We start from the raw sequence: 20,958 nt of genomic DNA on the forward strand, positions 1-20,958 counted from the left end.
ACATTATTCTGATAACAAGTCAGGATAATAGTCCACAGAGAGGTGGATGAGTGGTTTAAGTCGCACGCCTGGAAAGCGTGTATACGTGAATAGCGTATCGAGGGTTCGAATCCCTTCCTCTCTGCCATTTTCATTTTTATAAGTTTTTCATTACTTCTAAAACCGCATATTAAAGGCTAAGTTATCAATAACTTAGCCTTTTTTGTTATTCATCTGCTTTAAATTCATTTCGGGTATATTTCAATTCTTTTATCTTTTTTGTGGTATTTTATGTGTTATTACCCAAGGAGTAACACTTCATGCCAAAAATTGTAACGCCATTAAGTCTGTCTCAAATTAAAACAGCAAAACCTAAAGAGAAGGTTTACAAGTTACCAGATGGAGGTGGGCTTGCCCTATGGATTTTGCCTTCAGGTTCTAAGTCTTGGAGGCTACAATACCGCCGCCCTGATGGGAAAATGAACACATTGACGCTGGGTTTATTTCCACGTTTCGGACTAGCAGATGCGCGGGCATGGCGAAAGGAGATGTTAGAAAAAATCAGAAATGGAACTGATCCGAAGGCAATTTCTGCGGACGTAGGAGCAGAGTTTCGTTTTGAAAATTGCTTGGTACTTTGGTTTGAAAAATGGAAGAAATCGGGTGGCAAACAAGGGATGGGTAAAAATCCGCGTTATGCAGGGCAAGTACTGTCGGCTTTAGAATTGAATGTACTACCTTTTTTTAAGGGAAAGGATATTCGTTCGATCAAGACGGCAGATATAGTAGCAGTTTTAAGGAAAATGGAAGAACGCGGGGCGCTTGAATATTTACGTCGGGTTAAAGGTGCATTGGGATTGATGTTTGATTATTTTGTAGCAGATGGATCTATCACTATAAATCCAGTCAGTGTTATTGGAAAACAAGTATTCGATAGGCCACCTGAACGTCATTTCGATACACTGCGCTTTGATGAGCTACCACTCTTAGTGGAGAAGTTAGAAACATCGAAGGGAATTGGGGAACGAGCGCGGCTATTAATTTATTGGCAACTTTTGAGTATGACGCGGCCGTCGGAAGCAGCAGGGACTCGTCTGGATGAAATTAACTTAAAGGCAGGAACTTGGGAAATTCCAATTGAAAGGATGAAAACAAGGCCGCATGTTGTCCCATTAAGTTCCGCTTTGACGCGAATCTATTTTGAGGCATTAAGATTAAATGTGAATGGAGTATTCTTATTTGAAGGTTCAGGGTTTACCAAGCCATTGTCGTCCGAGACAGTCAGATTAAAGCTTCGTACTAAAATGGGGCTGGATACGACGGCACACGGTTTGCGGAGTCTAGCACGGACTTATTTGAGAGAGGTTTATAAGGTTCGCAGAGATGTGGGTGAATTACTGCTTTCGCATGGCATTACGGATAAGACAGAACGCGCTTATGACCGATCAGAGCTTTTAGAGGAGCGACGAGAAATGCTGGAAAACCTTGGTCGAGATGTGATGGCATTACGGGAAAAGTATCGGATAAAATAGTTTTGAGGTCGTCTGAAAAGTTTTCAGACGACCTTTTTCTATATCCAAAACTTAAAAAACCCACCTAAAACCCCATCTGCTTGCCCACATATTCACTCTTTGCCAAAATCAAATCGTCATCTGAAGTGATATGTTCCTTGTGATTGTTGAGTAATGACAGCCGGAAAGACGGCATCCCCCAAAGCCGCCGTTGCCACTCCACAACGGCGGCTTTCCAAAAACAGCAAAACCAAAACCAAGACCATGTTCAAAGAACCCTGCCAAGTCATAGCAATCCACAGCCGCCCCTTATTTTTTTGCGGCTTATGGTTCATTACCGTCAGACTAAAAAATGAATACGGCTGGAAATTCGACCGCAAAGCCATGTTTGAAAGCAAAAAAGCAGCTGAAAGCCTAAAAATCGGAGACTACATCATCCCATGACCAGTCGCAACATTGAAAACCTCATAAAAATCGGCACAGTTTCCCAAACCGACCCTGTTGCCAACAGAATCCGCGCACAACACGGCGGTCTCATTACAGACTGGTTGCCATACTTTGTTCCTGCAGCGGGTGGCGTATCAATTTGGCGTTTACCTTCCATCGGCGAAGGTTGCATCATACTTTCTCCCAGCGGAGAACCCGAAAACGGAATTATTATTTGCGGCTTCTCAACCTCCCAACATCCTGCTCCATCCCAAAACCCAGATGAAACCATCATCCTCATGCCTGACGGAGCAGAGTTTAAATACAACCACGCAAAAAGCCATCTACAAATCGAAGGCATCAAAACTGCCGATATTACCGTCAAAGAAAAAGCCACCGTACACACCAAACACCTGACTATCGACAGTCCCGAGACAGACATCAAAGGCAAGTTAACCGTTGCCGGACTGCTTACATATCAGGGTGGTATGGCAGGAAGTGGTGGCGAAGGTGGAGCGGCAGCAGTTATCAAAGGCACAATACGCCAAGAATCAGGCAGCATCATCAGTAACGGGGTCAACCTAACCACCCACACCCACCAGGGCGACAGCGGCGGCACAACAGGACAGCCTAGATGACCAACGACCAAACAGGACGCGGCATCGGCTTAAAAGAACACATTGCCCAATCCATAAAGAACATACTCTTCACTCGCATCGGTAGCCGCCTCATGCGAGAAGACTACGGTAGCCTTCTGCCAGAGCTGATAGATATGCCAATGACCCAGACCGTTATAGCACTCTGCCATCAGGCTGCCGTAACTGCCATAGCGGCATGGGAGCCGCGCATTACCGTGCGCAGCATACACTTTGACCCGACCGCCGCCGCCAACGGACAACTAGCCATTACCATTGTCACGACCCTGACCGACGGCACAGAACAAACATTCCAAATCCAATAACGCAGAAACATGGCAGAAATTGACCTAACCCGCCTACCAGCCCCCAAAGTCATCGAAGAACTCGACTTTGAGACCATATTTGAGCGCAAAAAAGCGAACCTCATCGCCCTCGTCCCGGCTGGCATACGTCCAACCATTGCAGCCACCTTGAAACTCGAATCAGAGCCACTGACCATCGACCTTCAACAACAGGCATATCAAGAAATCATCCTGCGACAACGTATAAACCAAGCAGCTGCAGCAACACTTTTAGCCTTCGCACAAGGAAGCGATCTTGACCACCTTGCCGCAGCCAAAGGCATAGAGCGGAAAACCATCATCGCTGCCGATCCAACCACCACCCCCCCCACAGAAGCCGTTTACGAAACCGACGATGACCTCCGCCGGCGCGTCCAGTTATATCCAGAGAAACTCGCAGCGGCAGGGCCTCGTGCAGCATATGAAGCCCATGCCCTTGATGCCGCCCCCGATATTACCGATGCCCGCGCCGTCAGAGTGTCTCCGGGAACAGTCGCTGTTTATATCCAAACATCCAGCAACCAAGGTAGACCTAGTGGCCGTACCCTTGAAACCGTCAATGCCTATCTTAGCGACGAAATCCGACGCCCACTCTGCGATACCGTAACCGTCCACGCCGGCACCCCGAAAGAAATACGCATATCCGCCCGTATTACCTATGAAGACGGCCCAGACAAAGAAATCGTCAAAGCCCGCCAGCTTCAAGACCTCAATCAAATGCTAGAGCAGCATAAAAGACTCGGCGCACAAATTGCCTTGTCCAAAATCATTGGCGCACTTGATACAGATGGCGTCAAAAAAGTAGAGCTGACAGAGCCAAGACAAGACATCCTGTGTACAGACGGCGAATTTATAAAAATTACAGAAACCATTCTGACAGAAGCCTAAGCCATGCCGACAGTCATCCCAACCAACAACACCGACCTCCTGCAAGCCCTTGCACGCCTGACATCGCAAGAACTGGCAACTGTCTTCGACCTCACAGTCATTACCAAAAGCCGCATTCCCGACAGTTGCCCTCCAGAATTCATACCATGGCTTGCATGGGAACGCTCCATAGGCAGTGACGAAGGCTGGAATATTACCGACACCGAAATCGCACGCCGAAAACTGATAGAAAACTATATTCAAAAGCATCAGCACAAAGGGACACCATCCGTCATCCGGCGCCTTTTCCGTGACCTAGGATACGGAGAAATACAAATCATCGAAAATACCGCCAATCTTTACTGGAACGGAAACGCCGTCTTTGACGGCACACACCTATTCGGAGGCAGCAATGGAGAATGGGCGAAATACAGCATTAAATTAAGCCGCCCGGTTACCAATAATGAAGCCCAAAAGCTTCGAGAATGGTTGGAACGAATTGTCCCTCTCCGTTGCGAACTGCACAGCCTCGACTACCGGGACCACCCTATCTATTGGAACGGAGAAATCACATTCGACGGTAGTTACAACTTCGGCATAGCCTGACCCTAAAGGATAAAAAATGGCCAACGCAAAAGAACTCAACCAATACACCCAAAACGTCCGCCTCATCGAACCAGGCGACCGCGTTATAGGCGGTACTGATGCCCCAATCAATCAACCCCTGCAAGCGCTAGCTAACCGCACCTTATACCTTAAAACCCAAGTCGAATCCAAGATTGGCAATAAAGGTACGCAAGTTATAGAAGGCCAGCTCAATATTCAAACCAACGCATGGGAAAAAATCCGTTTTACCAATGGCGACGGCAGCTACTGGCGTTTTGAGACCGCCCCCGTATCTGAAGGAGAAAACGGCGCACGCTTCAATTATGTTTTTACATCGGGAAGTCGAGAAATCGGGCGCGTACACTTCCCGCGCGTATCCGGATCGGAAAGCGTCGCCTATCAAAGTTGGGTCGAAGCCAATGCCGCCCGACTTGCTACTGACAAAATGAATGTCGCCACCACCAACTACTATGCAGACCAGTCCGGAGGCTATACCAAAAGCGGATTTTACCGATCCAATGGCCGTCAGCTTGACGGAAATACCCTGCCAACAATGGAAATCCACATTGCCCATCCGGAAGTAGTGAACGGCGCACACGCCCGCGGCATCGGCTTCTCATACGGCTCGTCGTCCAATCCGTATCATCTCGTTACCTCTGCTTGGGATGCCAACGGTCGTTATATCGGCATGAGAACCGTCTTAACCGAAGAAAACGGCGTCATGCTATCAAGTGACCAAACCGTCGGCGGTATCAAAACCTTTACATCAAAAGCCGTATTTAATGCGGGATTGTCCGTATCCGGCAATGGAAAATCTGCCGATATCCATACCGGTCCCCAAGATATTTATTTGCGTAATTCCAAGAGCAGAAAATATCTGCAACTTAAAGACGACGGCACATTGACATACAGTGATGTCAAAATCGCCCTTATGTCCGACAAATCAGATGCCGTAAATCTGGACAGTACCGACAATCTTGCCACATCCAAAGCCGTCAAAACCGCCTACGACAACAGTATCCGACGCGGAGGCGCAGTAGGTTTGGGCGGGCAGAATCATCAAATTGCCATCGGTTGGGACACGCCCGGACTGATTGCGCGTGTCGATAACAACGTGATGAATGTAGGCGTCCCCGTTGGTGCCGTCGCCTACTTTGCCCAAGATGTCCCACCATTTGGATGGTTAAAAGCAAACGGCGCGGCAGTATCCCGTACCATCTATGCCAACCTGTTCGCCGCCATCGGCGAACGTTACGGCCGTGGTGACGGACGCACCACTTTCAACTTGCCCGACTTACGCGGCGAATTTATCCGATCATGGGATGACGGCAGAGCAATTGATAGAAATCGTGTCTTAGGCTCATGGCAGGCGGATGAGTTCCGCAGCCACAGCCACGGCATCGGCGTCAACCGCATGTCCGATACCGACAGGGGTAGCAATCCGTCAACCGTATCGGTTGACACTGTCGGCCAAACCGACCCGGCTGGCGGCATTGAAACCCGTCCTAGAAATATCGCCCTGCTGGCATGCATCAAGGCATAAACCGTTTAGAAAGGTAAAAAAATGACCCAAAACATCCAATGGACAAAACCCGTTTGCCAACTTGACGCCGACCATCTCTACATCGGCCAAACCACAGCCGATCTGGACATCATGGCACGCGACGGCAGCTATCTGATTCCCGCCGGTTGCATCGACACCGACCCGCCTCAAATCAGCGCAGGCAAAGCCGCCCGCTGGAACGGCGAAGGCTGGGACGTCATCGAAGACCATCGTGGCAAAACTGCCTACCGAAAAACTGATCGCACAGCCGTTATCATCGACCAAATCGGCAGCCTTTCAGACGACCTGACATTTTTAAAACCTTCCTCACGGTTTGACGAATGGGATGGAGAAAAATGGATGGAAAACCAAGACAAAAAAGCACAAATTGAAGCCGAATTTCTAAACGCGTCCAAGGCTGCTTTAATCCGCGCCATCAACCGTCAAGCCCAAAACATTGTTGCCCAAAAATCAGGCATGGACGACCTCCCCGCCTTTGAAGTGCAGAGCTGGCCTATCCAAGCTGCCGAAGCCCGCGCATGGTCGGTAGATAAAAGCGCGGCCACACCCGTTTTAGATCAAATTGCCCAATCGCGCGGAATAGAAGCAGACAAACTCAAAGCCGCCGCCCTGCGCAAAACCGTTGCCTATGAGTCCCTCTGCGCTACCGTTGCAGGCAAACGCCAAGCCATCGAGAAACAAATCGAAGCCGCCCAAAACTTAGACGAACTCAACGTCATCAACACCGAAATCAATATCTGATTTACAAGGCCGTCTGAAAATGAAATCAAACATCAAAGCCTACTTCAAGAATCTTGCCATTGCTGCCGACCAAACAATTAATGCCGTATTTGGCGGCTACCCGGACGAGACCCTGTCCAGCCGCCTCTACCGCAAAGATGTCGAAGCAAACAAGAGTCACTGGACAGCCATCCGAAAAGCAGTTGACGCACTATTTTTCTGGCAGAAGAGCCACTGCCGAGCCGCCTATTTTCGCGAAAAACATAAAGCCCACTTCCCTGAAAGTCTCAAATGACCATCCAGACAAAAAACCTGACCTTATACAAAGGCGATACCCGTATTTTCAGAATCGGCTTTGACGGTGGAGGCCTGCCATTCGAGCCTAAATCCGCGCAATGGGCAATGACCGTACGCGGGCAGACAGGCGAAGAGCTGCGCCCTCAAATCAGTGTCAGCGGACAAGAAATAATTATTACTTTCCCCGCCCACTTGACTCAAAACATCGCATGGACATTAGGCCAATACGACCTACGCGCCGTTTTTGGGGGCATCGTCTGTACCGTCCTGCGCGGAGAAATCTACATTGCACCCTCCATTACCAACGTCAGCGGCATTATCGGCGAGAGTACCGAACCCATCCGCGTCAGCATCATGGAGCAGGGGCTAGTCGTCGTATCTCCTGCCGAAGGCACACCAACCGCCGGCGTATCTCCTGAAAAAATACGGGAAATCGTAAAAGAGGTCATTAAAGAAACACAAAACGGCAACGGCAACGGCACGGAACACATACCGTCCACGCGACCTGAACAACCGGTTGCCCCTACTCCGAATCCAGCTGCATCCACTGACCTGACCGACGAAACACTGGCAGAAGTGTATAAAAAATTAGGAAATAAATAATGACATCAAAATTAGATCAAGCCGTATTAGCAATTACCGATGCAGTAGTGGCAGCAAAAGAAGAATCCGCAAAAGCCAAAAAACTTGCAGAAAATCCAAACGTGACCGCCTCTCTTGACGAAGAAGGCCGTCTGAAACTAAACGACAATACGTCCGACATCCACCTCATTACACCCGCCAAAGTATCAGAAGCAGTAGGCAATGCCTTTGCCGATGTCAAAACACCATCACTGATTATTACCGAGCAGGCCAAGTTCGAGGGCGAACAAATCGAGGCTGCCGCCAAGATTGCCATTGAAAAAGGTAAGTTCTATATCGAGGACGCCTTGACACCCGAACTGCGTAAAAAAGTTTACGACGGTTGGTACAAAAACAATCCTTCTAAAGAAGACGCATTGAATATTGTCCGTCTGATTCAGGCATGGTACGACCGTCTGCCGTCTAACGTCTTTATTTCTTCGCGCGGCGGCTTTTTCCCGGTAACGAAGAACACAGGTTACAAGCCGGAATACTACGGCGCGGACGGACGGCAAATTTCCGTCGGCGGCATGATGCTGACAGTCAACGGCCAACAGCCGTGTATTACCTTTCATCATTCCGTTTTTAATGTGTACGACTTCTCGTTGGCAGAATTTTGCGTGGAAGAAATGGGGCAGGACGTGTTCCACTTGTGCGGCAAATCCGAGGGCAACACCATTCTGCACGGCGGCAAAATTACCACCCGTGCCTATAAAGACTATGGCTATACATCGGGCATGGCCGACCCTGACAAACGCTGGATTCCGCATATCGACGGCTGGACGCGCGAAAAACCGCACATCGGCACGGGTATGGCGCTGAAAGGTACGGCGGAGGCAGGTTTCAATACCACCACACTGTCCCACGATGTTGCCCGTTACATGAACAATTCGGCTGATACATCAGGCGTACAACAACCTGAAGGATATACACGCGAAAAAATCCGCCAACTGCACATTGACGAATCGAGCCAACGCTACCGCAGCGTCGGCGGCTACTGGAATTCAGACGGCCTGTCGCAATTCCCTCAAGATGACGGCACGGTTGCGCCCACATTCGGCCTCTGGCGCGGTGGTCAGGTATGGAGTCGCGGTTACGGTTGGCGACTGTTCGACTGCAGAGGCACAGAAATCCGCTACTTCGACGTACGGGGATTCACTGGCGGCGCAGTGATTGCAGGTTTACATGGTTCTCCGTCCGGAGAGGATGTAGGCGGAGGCGAAGTCGCCAAGGCCTACGAAAAAGGCATGGTTGCCGTCAACACCCGAATCACGGGCGGATACTTTACCCACAACTATACCTGCGGGGTGGAAGCAGTCCGCGTATCAGGCTACGAACTTTGCGGCATCTTCGCACCTGATTCTGTAGTCGGACACCCCGATGCGCATCTGGAACATGTGCGTGGCTGGAATAATTCCATCGTCAGCCTTGATCCGGGTTATCAGCAATGTACATCCCGATACCTGCCAATGGACAACCTATTCATTCACGACAACGTGTTCGGTTTTGGCAAGCGCAAGGTAATGGATATTCATACCGGAAACAACGTCAAAATCGTAAACAACAGTGGCCGTGCCATGTACTACGGCATTTCCACCGTGATCGAAGAAGTATTTGCCGCGACGGACGGACGCGCCTCCAAAATTGCAGACCCGTACAGTTTCTATTACCAAGACAGCAATATCGAAATTACCGGGAATACCATTGTCAGCGGCAATATCGGCATTCATCCGATTAATGGTGCATTGGGAGTGCTTTCCCGCCGCAATCAGAAGAAATGGTGGCTGCGTTGCCGTCAACTGATTAACGACAATACGGTCTATGCCCCGCGCGGTTTGCAATGCAACTACGGGCATAACCACTTTTTGATTGAACGCAACCAGTTTACGTTTGCCCTGCCGTTCGGCGATTTTTACGGCATGCGCTACGTTTCAGGATTTGCTGTTACCAATGGTGGCAGCGGCTATACCACCGCCCCTAAAGTCATCATCACAGGAGGCGGTGCGGAAGCCTTCGGCGCAGAAGGCGAAGCAGTAGTGAAAGACGGTAAAGTTACCGAAATCAAGCTGCGCCGCATCGGCAGCCGCTACGACACACCGCCAACCGTAACCCTCGAAGGAGGCGGTGGTACGGGTGCGACGGCTACCGCAACCGTCAACACATCGACATACGGCATGAGCGTGGGCGCAGAAGCGCGTTACGGCACAATGTTGGCTGCACAAATCCGCGGGAACTACATTCAAAACTCCCCCGACGGCAACTTCATGCGCCAGATGATAATCGGCAAGTTGCGCGGCGCGTCCATTGTCGGCAATCACTGCGATATTACCCCGTACAAGAACGCCGAGCAGGGCAAAACCGAAGTGGGACAACCCTATACCGTTGACACAGTTAAATACCGAAACGGCCTACTAAGTGCAGGTTTCTACCCTATCGGCGAATTAGACAACTGCACCGTTGCCGAGAATTACATGCACAACCAACTGACCGATACAGTAGAAGTATGGACCGGCGCGCGTAACCATAAAAATACACAGACTACTGACTATGCCGCCACCCTGATGCAGGCGAAGCTGACAGATTTAGAGGCCGAAATCACTAAACTCAAAGCATCGACAGCAGGCAAAGCGTCAGAGACAGTCACACAGCCGACACCAGAAACGGCAGTACCAAAAGCTGATTCAGCAACACCTAAAGCAGAGCCTGAACGACCGGCACCCACTAATGAACAGCCCGCACCTGCCGCCACAGAAACATCCCTTAAATTCACATTTAACGGCCTCGAATCCAGCACAACAGAAGCCGTCAGCAGCAATAGTGAGGCTCGTCTGACGAGCGTCATCAATGCACTACGTGCAGGAGAGCCGGAAGGATGGGTAGGTGCATTTGGAGAAGAAGGCAACATCCGTTACATGAAGGCACAGGCAGGCGAAAACGGTAGAGGCCACCGCTATATCGAAAGTAGCGGAGTCAGTGCCACAACCGGTACTCCGACCACAGTCATTATGCCGTTCAAACTTGAAAAAGGAGGCACACCAGGGGCAGCATTTATCCTACTGCCGATAACAGGCGAAAGCCCCGCCGTTGGCGGCGTAACCGCCACTCATGGCGAAAACGGTTTTACTCTACGCATGCCGGAAAATGCCACAGTCGATGGCAAAGTCAACCGAGCAGGCAATACCTATTCCTACGGTGAATGGCATATAGCCGTTGTACCTTGGAATACCGCTTTCGACAAAATCCGTATTGGTACCAGCCACGTTGCCAATACAGGCCGTACAGTTCGAATCGGTGCAGGTTTTGAAATCGTACAAGGGGATGTGTCCAAAGCCACCGATAAAGGCGCGGCATTGATGACAGGATTTGGCATCGCCGCCGCTTAAGACAAACAAAGGCCGTCTGAAAACTTCAGACGGCCTAAAAATCCCACTCAAAACCTCCACCGCTTGCCACCGATAAAAAGCAAAGCAACAATCAGACCATCCCCAAAGAAACGGACAGCCACATGACCGCAAAACGCATGCACGGCGTAACAGCCAACGAATTCACACACGGCGCGCGCCATATTTCCGACATCGCCACCAACATTATCGGCATCGTTGCCACCGCAGAAGACGCTGATGACACAGTCTTTCCCGCTACCAAACCCATATTTTCAACATCCGTCTCTGCCCTGATTGATAAAGCAGGCAGCAAAGGAACCTTGGCAAAATCCCTAGACGCAATTGCAGATCAGGCAGATGCCCAAATCGTTGTAGTCCGCGTTCCCGGCTCAACCAAAGCACCGGAGCAGAAAGCAAACGTTATCGCAGGTATCAAAGCACTGGCGAAAGCTCCCGCACATACCGGTTACAAACCAAAAATCATCGGTGCGCCCGAACTTGACGACGCTGACGTAACCGCCGAGCTGGTTGTAACCGCCAACGCTCTTGAAGGCTTTGTATATGCATCCGCCGGCGGCGCAGAAAATATTACCGCCCTGACCCAATATAAGAACGGATTTGGGCAAAAAAACCTCATGCTGATTGACAACGAATTCATGACATTCGGCGCTTCCAAAACCCAAGAAACTGCCGCTACCGTTGCCCGCATCCTCGGCGCACGTGCCATGCTTGACCAAAAAATCGGTCCGCACAAATCCATTTCAAATACCGAAATTCAAGGCGTATCCGCCCTTAAATACCCACGCAGCTTCGGACTTCTGGACATCAACAGCGACGCCAATACCATCAACAACCTCAACATTACCACCCTCATCCGTGAAAACGGCTTCCGCGTTTGGGGCAACCGCACATGTTCTGCAGATCCTGCCTGGGCATTCGAACCAACAGTCCGTGTCTCTTCCGTAATTAAAGAGACCATCGCCGAAAGCTTTCTCTGGGCAATGGACAAACCAATGCACCCGAGCCTTATGATTGACATCATCAACAGCATCAATGCCAAGCTCGCCGAAAAAGTCTATCAAGGCTGGTTATTGGGTGCGCAAGTCTTCATCGACCCCAAAAAAATCGAAAAAGAACGCGTAGCCGGCGGTATCTTTGCCTTCGACTACGAATTTACCGTAGCCCCGCCTTTAGAGAATATCGAACTCAACCAACATGTATCAGACCGCTTTATCGTCAACCTGACCGACCGAGTTATCGAATTCGCATCTAACCTCAAACCTACCACCGTCTAAACTACCTTGCCTCCCAATAATTCCCCTCTCCCAACAGAGAGGGGTTAGGGATAGGTACCCCAAACACAAGTAATAAAGGACACCCAAATGCAGCTGCCACGCATCTTGAAAAGTTTTAACGTCTTTACCGACGGACTCAACAAAGACGGCGTCCTCATGACCGTCAAACGCCCGGACATCAAATTCAAAACCGAAGACTACACCCCGGGCGGCGGTATGGGCGAATTTACCGTCATTCATGGCATCGAAAAATTAGAGCTGGAGCTGACCAGCAAAGGTTTTGATCTTGAGCTGTTCAAATCCATCAGCCACAAAATCAATGGCAACCTCTTACGCTATCAAGGCGCATTGCACAAAGAAGACGAAGAAACCTACCAAACACTGGTCGGCGAAGCGCGTGGCCGAATTATCGAAACCACACGCAGCGAAGACAAAGCAGCCGAAGGTGGAGAGCAGACATTCAAATATGCCCTAACCTACTGGAAAGAAACCGTCGATGGAGAAGTCGTTTTTGAAGCAGACCTCATGGCGAACAAACTCATCATCGGCGGCAAAGACGTTCGTGCCGGCATTCGCGCCGCATTAGGCCTCTAAACACATACAACAGGAACAAGTAAATGCAAGAACCAAAAATCAAAATCAACCCCGACGATACCCTGACCGTAACCCTGACCGACGGCAAAGCCTACACTTTGCGCGAACCGCTGGCCAAAGATATGGCAGGCATGGGACAAGACCTCATCAAAATCAAACACACCGAAACTGTTCAAAAGCTCCTCTCAAAAATCAGCACCCCAAAAATTGGCATGGCGCAATATGGCGTATTAGGTATGGCAGATGTACAAGCCCTCAATGCCGCTATTGATTTTTTTTCAGCCGCACCTTCGGCGAAAGCAGAGATTCAGGAAGCCTTTGCCGATTTGGGCTATACCCATGCTTCCGATACCGAGCCGGCCAGTTCGCCGACCTTATAAAAGCAGCGCCCGACATCTGGCAGGCTGAAGAAGATGAAGACGTTCCTGCGTTTTACCCAATAGACGACGCCCTTGCCCTCTGCGCCATTACTTTCAAAGGAGGTATCGGCTGGTTCGCAGGACTAAATCTTTTTACCCTTAACCGCTGGGCTGCCAAAGCCGCCGAAATCCAACGCGCACGCCAAGGAGACGGACAATAAAAAAGGTCGTCTGAAATCAATTCAGACGACCTTTTCAATCGACAAAATAATCAAGGAAGCATCCATACCATAAGGGCAATGACGGCAACAAAAAGCCAAAATAATGCGCCATACCACCAAATGACAGAATCAACTGCATTCAAAACCGAATCTGCCAAGATCTGATTTTTCATTTTCCGTTTCATCTTAAAGCTCGAGCCATGACAGACAAGACAATTAATATTATCCTCAAAGCCGCCGACAAAGCAAGCAAAACGTTTGACAGAATTAAAAAAAGTAGTAGCGGGCTGTCGGGCGAATTGGCGAAAAACAAAAAAGAAATGCGTGATCTTGAGCGCGCCCAAACCGCACTGGTAAAAATCGGCAAGGCAGAACAATATTTCAACCGTCTGAATGAGCAAATCATCCGTAATTCTGCCGCCACAAGCCGTCTTACTGCCGAAATCGACAAAACGGGCGTTGCCACAAAAAAACAGGCGGCAGAACTCAAAAAGCTGACCCGTGAAGACGAAAGGCTGAATAACGAATACGAAAAACAATCCGCGCAGCTAAAACGCTACAAAGACCACATGGAAAAAGTCGGCGTATCCGGACAAAACCTTGAAAAAGAGCAGGCAGAGATTGCCGCCCGAATGCAAAAGACTACTGCCCAAATCGAAAAGCAGTCTACCGCCTTAGAAAAGCTGGAAAAACGGCAACAGAGTCGAATCAAGGCCGCAGCCATCGCAGGTATTGCATCGGGTGTCTCATCATGGACAAGTAGCAAGGCTGCCACCATGAGGCAAGGTGCAGGGCATGCCATCAATACAGCCATGTCCGAAGAAGATGCAATGCAGGGACTGATCCGCCAAGTCGGCAGCCTCAAAAATACAGACGGCAGCCTCAACCACGCCGAAATCGCCAAAATCCGCGCTGAAGTCCAAAAACTAAGCGGTGAATTGCCCATGGCAACGGTTGAGATCATGAATATGATGACTGCCGGCGCGAAGATGAATATCCCACGCCAAGAGCTTGCAGCCTACGTTACCGAAGCCGTCAAAGCTGCAAATGCCTTTGAAGCAGCAGACCCGGGGGCGCTTGCAGAAGAGCTGGGGCGCATTCGCCAAAACTTCAAATTATCCAAAGAAGCCGCTTCTGAACTAGTCAACGTCATGAACTACCTTGATGACAACGCACTGGTTGCAGGCGACCAGCTCATCAGCTACATGAACGAAGTATCAGGCAGCATGGGTTTGGCGAAAATGAACGAGAAGCATGTAGCGGCTCTAGGCTCCGCCCTTATATCCGCAGGTGTAGATGCTTCCACCTCTGCCAAAGCGGTTGGCAGCCTTATGACAAGGCTGGGTACCGCGCCTGATATGAAACCCGTACGGGAAGCCCTGAAAAGCATAGGTATAGACGCAAAATCCGTCCAAAAAGGCATGGTCGAAGACGCGCAAGGTACGCTTGAAAAAATCATTGCCGCCGTTCAACAAATGCCGAAAGAGCAACAAGCAGGCATTCTCAAAGGCTTGGCAGGCGGCGAATATAACCGCGTATTTGCCCAACTCATCGCCAATACAGAGCTTTGGCGCGAGCAAATACGCCTTGCCACCTCCCCGGACGCATTAGGCAGCCTCGACAAAGAGTTCGAAATTCGTGTCAACGCCATGTCGTCCAAATGGCAGATGTTCAAAAATAAGCTCTTCAATACCGAATCAGGCTTTGGGCGCAGTATGTTTTCAGGCTTAGAGTACGGCATGAATGTCATTTCAGGCTTATTGGATAAATTCAACGAATGGTCGGCAAAAAATCCAGAGGCCGCCGCCAAACTTGGAAAAATCGCATTTTATGCAACCGCAGCAATGACCGCCTTAGCAGGGCTGGCCGCAGTTATTGCCGCAGTTGCCGTCCCCTTTGCCGCCGCCCGCATTGCCTTTGGCGGATTCGGCATGAGTATTCTTAAAGTATTAGGCATTGCCCTACGTTTCATGACATTAAATCCCATAGGCCTTGCGCTGACTGCCCTAATCGGCATCATCTATCTCGTTTACACCAATTGGGATACATTGACTGCCGCCTTCATCAGAGGCTGGGAATGGATTAAAAAAACATTCGCCCAAAATCCCATCCTATACGCCCTGACCGGGCCGATTGGCGCAATCGTTGCACTGGCCACACACTGGGACCGCATCAAAAACGCCCTCATCATAGGCTGGGGATGGATAAAAAAAACATTCAGCGGCAACAACCCCATATCCTACGCCCTCTCCGCCGCCCTAGGCCCAATCGGTATCCTCATCAAAAACTTCCAAATCCTCAAAAACGTCGCTACTAGCGCATGGGAATGGATGAAAAAAGCCTTTTCCACCAAACCGACCGCACCGGGAGGCAGCGCAGCCGGTTATGGCGTAGGCGCATACATTCCCAACAAAGGATATTCCACAGGCGGTTACACAGGAGCGGGAGGTGTCAACCAAGCGGCCGGTATCGTGCATAAAGGCGAGGTTGTCTTCAATCAACAGGATGTAGCCCGCTTCGGAGGATGGCGGGTTCTGGAAAAAATCCGCAAAGCAGGCTTGGGCGCATTGCAGAGCATTATCCCCGCCGCAGCTGAAGAACCGCGCCCTTCCCTTGTCGGAGCAGTTCCCGTATCGGCAGGATTAAATCACACAAACGCAGGCGGTATGACCGTCAACATTACCATCAACGGAGGCAGCCAAAGTCCAGCCGACATCGCCCGCGAAGTTGCCCGTCAGATTAAGCAGATTGCAGACCAAGCCGCACGTCGTGCCCGTAGCGCATTTTCAGATGACTGACACCAAAAAAGGACACTACCATGCTTGCCACATTAGGATTCTTCCCCTTTCTCATCCGTACCATCCCCTTTCAAACCATCAACCGCCAAAGCGGCTGGAAGCACCCAAATCAATCCACCGTCGGCGGCGGTATTAATCCCACCCAATACCTAGGGCCGGAAACTGACACCCTGACCCTGTCAGCCGAAATGAGGCCGGAAATCACAGGGGGAGACACCTCCCTGGCCATGCTCCACCTCATGGCAGAGCGTGGAAAACCATACAACCTCATCCTCGGCACAGGTCAAATAATGGGCGCATACGTCATCACATCCATTAAAGAAGACAGAAGCCAACTCATGCACGATGGCAAAGCCCGTTCCATCAGCTTCAGCATAGAATTAAAAAAAGTATCCGACAGCCCGCTGGGACTAAAAGGCAAAGCCCTTCAGCTTGGCGTATCCATCGCCCGCAGCATTGCAGGAATCTGACATGACCGCACTTACCCAAATCAAAGACCAAGCCGTCAAAATCTTCAACACCATTACCGACACCGGCGGCAACCATCTAACCCCCGTCGCCAAGCTGTCCATCAACGGCAAGCCGTTCAATACCGACGCTCTCTCCCGCATCATCTCCATCAGCCTGACCGACAAAAGCGGCTTCGAGGCGGACGAACTGACCGTCAGCCTGTCCGACCACGACGGCAAGCTCGCCCTGCCCCCGAAGTCTGCCGAGATAACCATCGCCCTGGGCTACATCGAAACAGGCATTGTCGATAAAGGCAGCTACAAAATAACCGAAGTAAGCTGGAGCGGCGCGCCCGACACCCTGCACATCACCGCCCAATCCGCCGACACATCAGACCGATTTTCAGAGGCAAAAGAAAAAAGCTGGCACAAAACCAGCCTGAAAGAAATCATCGAATCCATTGCCGCCGCCAACGGCTACACACCAATCATCGGCAAAGCCTACCAAGACGAAAAAATCGACCACATCGACCAGAGCAACGAATCCGACGCCGCCTTCTTGTCGCGCCTTGCCGAACGCTACGACGCCATCGCAACAGTCAAACACGGCCGCCTCCTGTTTGTTTCATCAGGCGAAGCCACGACCGCCGGCGGGCAGCCGTTGCCCACAATCAGGATTACCCGCAACAGCGGTGACCAATATGCATTCAGATACAGCAATACCGAAAGCTACAACGCCGTCCGCGCCTACTACATCGACAAACAGACAGGTAAAAAGCACGAAGTCGTCATTACCGAAGACAACTACGACCCCGTCAAAAAAACCGTTACCACCACCAAAAAATACAAGACCAAGCGCAAAGACGGCAAAACCCACAAAACCACCACCAAAGAAGTAACCGAAATCAAACAGGTGGATACTGCCGGCAAAAAAATCAAAACCCTGCGCCATACCTACCAAAGCCCCAAAACCGCCGCCACCGGCGCGCGCGCCGCGTACAAAAAACTAAAACGCGGCGCAATGGAATTCGATATTTCCCTAGCCATCGGCCGCCCCGACGTCGCCCCCGAAAGCCCCGTAACCCTACAAGGATTCAAGCCCGAAATCGACGCAGAGAAATGGGTCGGAAAAGAAACCGTCCACACCCTCGACGGCAACGGACTGACGACCGCCGTCAAACTCCAAAGCCTGATCGACGTACCGATTGTCCTCTACGAAGGCGAAGTCAGCCCAAACTTTGCCGCCGCAGTTTCCAAACCCTGACCAAAACAAAAGGTCGTCTGAAAAAATCAGACGACCTTGTTTATCCATAGCCAACATCAAGACGGCACATCCTTAATCTGCTCGTCAATCAGCTTCTTCAGCTCATAGCGTTTATCATCCGCCACAATCAGGCGTGTCAATTCATCATTGGCAAACAGAAGAACCTTCATACTCTTATGCGACGTGCGTAGAGCCTCCAGCCTGACCGTAGAAGCGATTTTATGGCTGGCCGCAATAATACCAAGTTCCGCCAGACCGCTGCTGGATTCGATTTTGGACACAAACGCCAAAAAATCATTCTTATCGACAGGAGCGGAAGGACGGTTTTTTGCCTCCACAAAAATATACTTGCCGAATTTAGCTAAAAACGCATCATCAATATCATTGCGTAAAATCAAATCCACTTCCGAAGTCGCATCCGTTACCCGTTTCCGAATAAACTGAAAACCGATCTGTCCGAAAAGATTGACAAGGAAGTCCTCAAACAACACACCCTTGCGGAACGGGTCCTTTTCATTTTTGGCAGAACTGTACGCATTCAGCAACATCTTACTGTTTTCCGAAAACTCACCGTCCCGTTTTTCAAAATAACCGGCAACCGTCCGTTCCAATTCCGGCACCCATTCCGCCATCGATTTTTTCTCCGACACCGCCAACACGCTGCCAGAAGTCATCAGGTCCTGCATCGCCGTTAAAAACTCCGGCAGCCATGCCGACACGATAATAACCTTCGCCAGAGGATTGTTTTCCAAGATACGGCGGCATATTTCCAAGCCGTTGAACGGATAATCATCCATCCGCAGATCCACAATCGCCAGCGAGCAGAAGCGGTCGGCAACTGCCTGCATAATCTCATGTTCGCCGCTCAAAGGCTCGAACACATATCCATTCCCGCCCATACGCTCATTAAGCTGTTTTGCCAGCCCGTCGGCCTGAATCTTTTCATCATCGATAACAAAAATATGCTTATACATCGTCCAATCCTATAAAAGGCAGGGTAATCAGGAAACGCTTCGAATATTCCGCCCTGTCTGACGGCACACATTCAACCGTTCCCTTCAACAATTCACAAATATAACGTGCATGGTAAAGTCCGATGCCGCTACCTTCCGTAGTAGAGTATCCATAATCGAAGATTTTGTCGAGACAGATTTGCTCAACAGCTGCGCCCGTATCGTAAACCGAAAAGAAAAGCTCATGGTTTTCCTGATCGATGTCAACCGCAAACAACACCTCGCGCCGCTCGAAATCCCGCAAATGGCGGCAGGCATTAATAATCAGATTACTGAATACCTGAAGCAACGAATGAAAAGGATATTTAGTCCGCAAATCGATGTCTTCCAGCAATTCCTTCGTGAACAAAACCCCGTTTTCCTCCAGCATCGAACGAGTCAAAGCCTCCGTCGCGCCAATCAGGCTGTTGACCTTGAAAATCCCGTCCCGCCCGTGCGGCACAAGCTGCGCAAAATTGCCCATTACCTCCCGAATCATGTCCAACTGTACCCGCAGACTTTCCAAATGCCCCTCAGTAATCTCGTCCGCCCTATAGCTTGTCAAGATGACATCCATGTTTTGAATACAGTTTTTCATATCATGGCCGAGGAAATTAGACAGCGCGGCAATATGCAGATTATGAGATTCCTCTGTTGCCGCCATATTCCGTTGCAGTGTCTCGATGAGAAGCGTATTGCTGTTTACCGTTTTCTGTAAAGCATCCAATTCTTTTATGATTGCCCGCCGCCCGTTGCTCATCTTTTTTACGGGTTTACGGTATTGAGGCAGCGGAAACAAGCCTTTTGAATCCGTCATCACGCTTTCTCCCTAAAAACATCAAACAACCTTTCCAGCTTTTCCAACTGGTTCGTTTCCTCATCTGTAACCTTTCTGTCTGCTTTTGCGACATTGCGCGCATATTCCAGCACCGAATCACGCCAATCGGGGAAACGCTGATTAATAGCACGGATAGCAAAAGAAAAATCCATAGAATCCGGCACGGGCCAAGACTTCATAACGCCAAGCGAATAAGCGAGGAAATCATCGCCCATTTCCGATTTGTCCGTCAGCCATTGCGCGATATACCGCTGTTCAGACGGCGCATATCTCCCGTCGCAGTACGCGATATAAACCAACACATCCACAATCGGCTTCATCTCCCGAATAAAAAAATCCATCTGCCGTTCGGGAGCCTCTTCATACCGTTCCTGCAAACGCCGTCTGAAAAGCGAAGGTTCGACAACTTCGCCGGTTTCCAAATCCACCAGTCCCATAATCGACTGATATTTAAACGTCCTGACCATTTTCCGCTCATGGCAAAACGCCTGCACATAACCGTCTGAAAGATTGGCAACAAACTTGCGGACATCGATAACCCGTCTGCTTCCGATTCCTTCAGCATTGACATATTCAATTTCAAAACTACCGCCGACAGGCAGCAGTACAGGTTTATCTTTCATCGTAAAGCCATTCTTTTTTAACCATGTTATGAAGAGATAATTCAGACGGTGTCAGTTTCTGTTTGCCCGCGTCGTTCCGCCCGTAGACTAATATCGCGCCCGAACAAGCTGCCCAATGGAGGCGGCGTTCAAAATCAAGGTTTCGGGCAGCAGCGAGTGCGGCTTTAAAATCTTTCCGAATCAGACCGCCTAAAAATTCCTGCCCGAATTTGAGCAACAATTTTTCAGGTTTGTCTGCGGCGGTTTGGAATTCGCCTTTATTTTTGTCTGATTCAGCCCCTGCTTCCGCCTCTTCGTCATCTGTTACTGACAAATCAACCCCGTTCAGAGCGAGCGCTGATTTAATAATTTGGTTGTATCTCAAATTCCGCGTCCGCGTTACCGGTTCAATATCGACCAGTGCTAGCAGTGCCAGCACAGCATCGATATTCTCTTGCACGGTCTGCTTCAATTGAATTTGCCGTGAGTGCAGTTCTTGCAAGTCCAATTTCACACCGTCTTGCCTGTCAGCCTGTTGACCACTTTGTTTTCCCATATTGCACTTCCCTAATAAACAAAATCACTAAATATCC

At 50.0% G+C, this 20,958-nt stretch carries 21 protein-coding genes and 1 tRNA gene; 18 read left to right on the forward strand and 4 right to left on the reverse strand.

From position 1 onward, the window contains the following. Positions 1 to 36: 36 nt before the first annotated feature. The 18 genes from ACTHUR_RS10140 to ACTHUR_RS10225 all read left to right on the forward strand — a co-directional run bounded on the left by ACTHUR_RS10140 (position 37) and on the right by ACTHUR_RS10225 (position 17,933). A tRNA-Ser gene (locus ACTHUR_RS10140) sits at positions 37 to 127 on the forward strand. A gap of 172 nt (positions 128 to 299) precedes the next feature. Further along, on the forward strand, positions 300 to 1,511 hold the full coding sequence (locus ACTHUR_RS10145; protein ID WP_107792038.1) for a tyrosine-type recombinase/integrase: 1,212 nt from the start codon (positions 300 to 302) through the stop codon (positions 1,509 to 1,511). A 153-nt stretch (positions 1,512 to 1,664) separates the two neighbouring features. Then, positions 1,665 to 1,934, forward strand: coding sequence for a hypothetical protein (locus tag ACTHUR_RS10150; RefSeq protein ID WP_107792039.1), 270 nt, complete (start codon positions 1,665 to 1,667; stop codon positions 1,932 to 1,934). After that, complete coding sequence (locus ACTHUR_RS10155; RefSeq protein WP_107792040.1) at positions 1,931 to 2,554, forward strand: phage baseplate assembly protein V; 624 nt, start codon at positions 1,931 to 1,933, stop codon at positions 2,552 to 2,554. The genes ACTHUR_RS10150 and ACTHUR_RS10155 overlap by 4 nt, the downstream gene beginning before the upstream one ends. Further along, on the forward strand, positions 2,551 to 2,877 hold the full coding sequence (locus ACTHUR_RS10160) for a GPW/gp25 family protein (RefSeq protein WP_070647033.1): 327 nt from the start codon (positions 2,551 to 2,553) through the stop codon (positions 2,875 to 2,877). Before ACTHUR_RS10155 ends, ACTHUR_RS10160 begins: the two co-directional genes overlap by 4 nt. Positions 2,878 to 2,886: 9 nt before the next feature. Then, positions 2,887 to 3,783 carry a baseplate assembly protein gene (locus tag ACTHUR_RS10165; protein ID WP_150540469.1) on the forward strand — a complete coding sequence of 299 codons (897 nt, stop codon included), beginning with the start codon at positions 2,887 to 2,889 and terminating at the stop codon, positions 3,781 to 3,783. 3 nt (positions 3,784 to 3,786) lie between these two features. Continuing rightward, entirely contained in the window at positions 3,787 to 4,368 is a 582-nt protein-coding gene (locus ACTHUR_RS10170) for a phage tail protein I (RefSeq protein WP_063075574.1), read from the forward strand. 16 nt (positions 4,369 to 4,384) lie between these two features. Then, entirely contained in the window at positions 4,385 to 5,911 is a 1,527-nt protein-coding gene (locus ACTHUR_RS10175) for a tail fiber protein (protein WP_440392571.1), read from the forward strand. A gap of 21 nt (positions 5,912 to 5,932) precedes the next feature. Next, on the forward strand, positions 5,933 to 6,673 hold the full coding sequence (locus ACTHUR_RS10180; RefSeq protein ID WP_063075572.1) for a tail fiber assembly protein: 741 nt from the start codon (positions 5,933 to 5,935) through the stop codon (positions 6,671 to 6,673). Positions 6,674 to 6,692: 19 nt separating this feature from the next. After that, positions 6,693 to 6,947, forward strand: a complete 255-nt coding sequence (locus ACTHUR_RS10185; RefSeq protein ID WP_063075571.1) for a hypothetical protein — start codon at positions 6,693 to 6,695, stop codon at positions 6,945 to 6,947. Then, complete coding sequence (locus ACTHUR_RS10190; RefSeq protein ID WP_063075570.1) at positions 6,944 to 7,552, forward strand: hypothetical protein; 609 nt, start codon at positions 6,944 to 6,946, stop codon at positions 7,550 to 7,552. The genes ACTHUR_RS10185 and ACTHUR_RS10190 overlap by 4 nt, the downstream gene beginning before the upstream one ends. Further along, positions 7,552 to 10,953: a type IV pilus assembly protein FimV gene (locus tag ACTHUR_RS10195; RefSeq protein WP_440392572.1), complete on the forward strand. Its 3,402-nt coding sequence runs from the start codon at positions 7,552 to 7,554 to the stop codon at positions 10,951 to 10,953. The genes ACTHUR_RS10190 and ACTHUR_RS10195 overlap by 1 nt, the downstream gene beginning before the upstream one ends. 122 nt (positions 10,954 to 11,075) lie before the next feature. Then, positions 11,076 to 12,248, forward strand: a complete 1,173-nt coding sequence (locus ACTHUR_RS10200; RefSeq protein ID WP_063075567.1) for a phage tail sheath subtilisin-like domain-containing protein — start codon at positions 11,076 to 11,078, stop codon at positions 12,246 to 12,248. 87 nt (positions 12,249 to 12,335) lie between these two features. After that, complete coding sequence (locus ACTHUR_RS10205; protein WP_063075566.1) at positions 12,336 to 12,842, forward strand: phage major tail tube protein; 507 nt, start codon at positions 12,336 to 12,338, stop codon at positions 12,840 to 12,842. A 23-nt stretch (positions 12,843 to 12,865) separates the two neighbouring features. Continuing rightward, a complete protein-coding gene (locus tag ACTHUR_RS10210; protein ID WP_070647002.1) occupies positions 12,866 to 13,222 on the forward strand; it encodes a hypothetical protein in 357 nt (118 codons plus the stop codon). A 400-nt stretch (positions 13,223 to 13,622) separates the two neighbouring features. Next, positions 13,623 to 16,220, forward strand: coding sequence for a phage tail tape measure protein (locus ACTHUR_RS10215; RefSeq protein WP_440392573.1), 2,598 nt, complete (start codon positions 13,623 to 13,625; stop codon positions 16,218 to 16,220). A gap of 20 nt (positions 16,221 to 16,240) precedes the next feature. Then, positions 16,241 to 16,690, forward strand: coding sequence for a phage tail protein (locus tag ACTHUR_RS10220; RefSeq protein ID WP_063075563.1), 450 nt, complete (start codon positions 16,241 to 16,243; stop codon positions 16,688 to 16,690). Position 16,691: 1 nt separating this feature from the next. Beyond that, the gene (locus ACTHUR_RS10225; RefSeq protein WP_063075562.1) at positions 16,692 to 17,933 is read left to right on the forward strand and encodes a contractile injection system protein, VgrG/Pvc8 family; all 1,242 of its coding nucleotides are present in this window, start codon (positions 16,692 to 16,694) and stop codon (positions 17,931 to 17,933) included. Positions 17,934 to 17,989: 56 nt separating this feature from the next. Here ACTHUR_RS10225 and ACTHUR_RS10230 read toward each other — a convergent pair whose 3' ends face one another. From ACTHUR_RS10230 to ACTHUR_RS10245, 4 genes are read right to left on the reverse strand one after another with little or no spacing between them, the layout of a single operon-like run. Continuing rightward, positions 17,990 to 18,907: a response regulator gene (locus tag ACTHUR_RS10230; protein ID WP_063075561.1), complete on the reverse strand. Its 918-nt coding sequence runs from the start codon at positions 18,905 to 18,907 to the stop codon at positions 17,990 to 17,992. Then, positions 18,900 to 19,742, reverse strand: coding sequence for a sensor histidine kinase (locus ACTHUR_RS10235; protein WP_063075560.1), 843 nt, complete (start codon positions 19,740 to 19,742; stop codon positions 18,900 to 18,902). Before ACTHUR_RS10235 ends, ACTHUR_RS10230 begins: the two co-directional genes overlap by 8 nt. Beyond that, on the reverse strand, positions 19,742 to 20,386 hold the full coding sequence (locus ACTHUR_RS10240) for a TerB family tellurite resistance protein (RefSeq protein WP_063075559.1): 645 nt from the start codon (positions 20,384 to 20,386) through the stop codon (positions 19,742 to 19,744). The genes ACTHUR_RS10235 and ACTHUR_RS10240 overlap by 1 nt, the downstream gene beginning before the upstream one ends. Then, positions 20,376 to 20,873: a hypothetical protein gene (locus ACTHUR_RS10245; RefSeq protein WP_440398546.1), complete on the reverse strand. Its 498-nt coding sequence runs from the start codon at positions 20,871 to 20,873 to the stop codon at positions 20,376 to 20,378. Before ACTHUR_RS10245 ends, ACTHUR_RS10240 begins: the two co-directional genes overlap by 11 nt. Positions 20,874 to 20,958 lie beyond the last annotated feature (85 nt).

It is taken from the genome of Neisseria sp. P0021.S007 (genome assembly GCF_051956855.1).

Bases quoted from the DNA above. Each gene is read 5' to 3' on its own strand.
- ACTHUR_RS10160 (WP_070647033.1), top strand. From the start codon at position 2,551: ATGACCAACGACCAAACAGGACGCGGCATCGGCTTAAAAGAACACATT.
- ACTHUR_RS10195 (WP_440392572.1), top strand. From the start codon at position 7,552: ATGACATCAAAATTAGATCAAGCCGTATTAGCAATTACCGATGCAGTA.
- ACTHUR_RS10225 (WP_063075562.1), top strand. From the start codon at position 16,692: ATGACCGCACTTACCCAAATCAAAGACCAAGCCGTCAAAATCTTCAAC.
- ACTHUR_RS10150 (WP_107792039.1), top strand. From the start codon at position 1,665: ATGACAGCCGGAAAGACGGCATCCCCCAAAGCCGCCGTTGCCACTCCA.
- ACTHUR_RS10235 (WP_063075560.1), bottom strand. From the start codon at position 19,742: ATGACGGATTCAAAAGGCTTGTTTCCGCTGCCTCAATACCGTAAACCC.
- ACTHUR_RS10190 (WP_063075570.1), top strand. From the start codon at position 6,944: ATGACCATCCAGACAAAAAACCTGACCTTATACAAAGGCGATACCCGT.
- ACTHUR_RS10175 (WP_440392571.1), top strand. From the start codon at position 4,385: ATGGCCAACGCAAAAGAACTCAACCAATACACCCAAAACGTCCGCCTC.
- ACTHUR_RS10170 (WP_063075574.1), top strand. From the start codon at position 3,787: ATGCCGACAGTCATCCCAACCAACAACACCGACCTCCTGCAAGCCCTT.
- ACTHUR_RS10155 (WP_107792040.1), top strand. From the start codon at position 1,931: ATGACCAGTCGCAACATTGAAAACCTCATAAAAATCGGCACAGTTTCC.
- ACTHUR_RS10230 (WP_063075561.1), bottom strand. From the start codon at position 18,907: ATGTATAAGCATATTTTTGTTATCGATGATGAAAAGATTCAGGCCGAC.
- ACTHUR_RS10220 (WP_063075563.1), top strand. From the start codon at position 16,241: ATGCTTGCCACATTAGGATTCTTCCCCTTTCTCATCCGTACCATCCCC.
- ACTHUR_RS10200 (WP_063075567.1), top strand. From the start codon at position 11,076: ATGACCGCAAAACGCATGCACGGCGTAACAGCCAACGAATTCACACAC.
- ACTHUR_RS10185 (WP_063075571.1), top strand. From the start codon at position 6,693: ATGAAATCAAACATCAAAGCCTACTTCAAGAATCTTGCCATTGCTGCC.
- ACTHUR_RS10145 (WP_107792038.1), top strand. From the start codon at position 300: ATGCCAAAAATTGTAACGCCATTAAGTCTGTCTCAAATTAAAACAGCA.
- ACTHUR_RS10240 (WP_063075559.1), bottom strand. From the start codon at position 20,386: ATGAAAGATAAACCTGTACTGCTGCCTGTCGGCGGTAGTTTTGAAATT.
- ACTHUR_RS10205 (WP_063075566.1), top strand. From the start codon at position 12,336: ATGCAGCTGCCACGCATCTTGAAAAGTTTTAACGTCTTTACCGACGGA.
- ACTHUR_RS10180 (WP_063075572.1), top strand. From the start codon at position 5,933: ATGACCCAAAACATCCAATGGACAAAACCCGTTTGCCAACTTGACGCC.
- ACTHUR_RS10165 (WP_150540469.1), top strand. From the start codon at position 2,887: ATGGCAGAAATTGACCTAACCCGCCTACCAGCCCCCAAAGTCATCGAA.
- ACTHUR_RS10210 (WP_070647002.1), top strand. From the start codon at position 12,866: ATGCAAGAACCAAAAATCAAAATCAACCCCGACGATACCCTGACCGTA.
- ACTHUR_RS10215 (WP_440392573.1), top strand. From the start codon at position 13,623: ATGACAGACAAGACAATTAATATTATCCTCAAAGCCGCCGACAAAGCA.